Origin of the sequence: Aeromonas sp. HMWF017 (assembly GCF_003061465.1) — a bacterium.
Classification (GTDB): Bacteria; Pseudomonadota; Gammaproteobacteria; order Enterobacterales; family Aeromonadaceae; genus Aeromonas; species Aeromonas veronii.
The window spans coordinates 1-1932 of the sequence record NZ_QAJD01000010.1 but is presented as its reverse complement, the minus strand read 5'-3'; the positions used below and the strand labels follow the sequence as shown (position 1 = coordinate 1932).

The 1932-nt window shown below is 58.0% G+C and carries 2 protein-coding genes and 1 pseudogene; 1 reads left to right on the top strand and 2 read right to left on the bottom strand.

Features of this window, described 5'->3' with window-relative positions; translation table 11 throughout:
- Positions 1–380: pseudogene (locus DBR30_RS01295) on the top strand (IS1595 family transposase); the annotation flags it as partial.
- Positions 381–386: 6 nt separating this feature from the next.
- Here DBR30_RS01295 and oxyR read toward each other — a convergent pair.
- Together oxyR and DBR30_RS01285 are read right to left on the bottom strand one after the other, a co-directional pair.
- Positions 387–1286, bottom strand: coding sequence for a DNA-binding transcriptional regulator OxyR (gene oxyR, locus DBR30_RS01290; RefSeq protein WP_021229787.1), 900 nt, complete (start codon positions 1284–1286; stop codon positions 387–389).
- Between the two features lie 156 nt (positions 1287–1442).
- Positions 1443–1932, bottom strand: a 490-nt coding sequence (locus DBR30_RS01285) for a methyl-accepting chemotaxis protein (RefSeq protein ID WP_258224252.1), incomplete at its 5' end; no start/stop codon positions are given.

Sequence of the window (1932 nt, the reverse complement as noted above, 5' to 3'; positions counted from 1 at the left end):
GCGGATTTCCAGTTGGAGAAAATCGATGCCGAGACGGTCATCGCGGTGTTAAAGCCGTTGGTGTCACCAGATGCGGTGCTGTGTAGCGATAGCGCGGGTGTGTATGCCTGTTTCAGCAAGGAACAGGGTATATAACCCATCAGGTGGTGCGCAATCGTCAAGGCGAACGGGTGGTCGGTGCGTATCACATCCAGCACGTAAACGGTTATCACCATCGGTTGAAAGAGTGGATGGAGCGGTTCCATGGCGTGGCGACGCACTACCTGAAGAACTACCTGGGTTGGCGCCGGATGCTGGAGCGTTACGGAAAAGGCGTAAATATCAAAGCATGTTTGCATGAGGCGATGGGGCGCCCCATGCAACACGTAATTGGGACATAGCCTTTTTTATTGGGCCAACTGCTTGGTCATCAGCGTGGCGATCGAGGCGGCCAACTCATTGAAGCAGGGGCGACGCACCGAGTAGTGGCGATAGAGCAGCGAGATGGTACGCCCCGGCACAGGGTCAACCACAGGTCGATAGCTCACCCCGCCCTCATCATGATCGGCAGGTACGGCCAACTTTGGCACCAGGGTCATGCCGCTACCGGCGGCCACCATGTTGCGCAGGGTCTCGAGACTGGTCCCCTTGAAGCGTTGATCCTCACCTATCCCGCCGGCGAAACAGAAGCCCATCGCCTGATCCCGCAAACAGTGACCATCGGCCAGCATCAGTAATTTCTTGCCCTTGAGATTGCCAAGCGGCACCTGTCTGGCCTGTGCTTCGGGGTGATGGCAAGGCACAGCCAACCACATCGGCTCGTGGTAAAGCTGGATTGAACCAAACCCTTCCATCCCCGGCATCTCGGCCAGAATGACGCAATCCAGCTCCCCCTCTTCCAGCCGTTTGAGCAGGGTTTGAGTCTGCTCCTCATAGAGGTAAAACTCCAGCTGGGGAAAACGCTCACGCAGAGTCTGGATAATGCGGGGCAACAGGTAGGGGCCCACGGTCGGAATAAAACCGATATGGATCTCCCCGGACATCGGCTCGGAGAAGTGCTGACCGATGCTCTTGAGCTCGCGCACCTCCTTGAGCACCCGACGCGCCTGATGGGCCATGGCATCGCCAGCAGGCGTAAACAGCACCTTGCGCGAGGTACGTTCGATCAGAATGACCCCGAGTTCATCTTCCAGCTTGCGCAGCTGGCCGCTCAGGGTGGGTTGACTGACAAAGCAGCGTTCAGCAGCTTTGCGAAAATGTTTTTCCTCATCCAGCGCCACCAGATATTCGAGATCGCGAAGATTCATACAGCAAGAGTCCTGCCTGGAAAATGGGCCATCAGCATGCACAATATCGTCCGGCTGGACAAGTCATCCGCTCACGGTGAACCTCTCTGGCTGTTCCTCCAAAACAGAAAAGCCCGATCACCTTGCGGTAATCGGGCTGTTTGGCTCGCCGAGGGATTACACCCTGAAACGGCGCACCATATCCTGCAACTGGGTAGCCAAATGGTTCAGCTCATTGCACGCCTGAGCCATCTGGGTGGCACCGGCGGCCACCTCTTCGGAAGCGTGGCTGATATTGACCACGTTACGGTTGAGCTCCTCGCTCACCGCCCCCTGCTCTTCGGTGGCCGTTGCAATCTGGATGTTCATGTGGGAGATGCTGCTGACCGAGCCACTGATCTGGGAGATGGACTCGCCCGCTTCCCGCGCCGTGGCCACAGTGGTATTCATCAGATCCTGGCTCTGCTGCATGGTGCTGCCAGCTTGCTCGGCACGTTGTTGCAGCTCGGCGATGATGTTGTTGATCTGGGAAGTGGAGTCCTGAGTACGTTTGGCCAGGGTTCTCACCTCGTCCGCCACCACCGCAAACCCGCGACCCTGTTCACCGGCACGGGCAGCCTCGATAGCCGCGTTGAGCGCCAGCAGGTTGGTCTGCTCGGCTATTCCG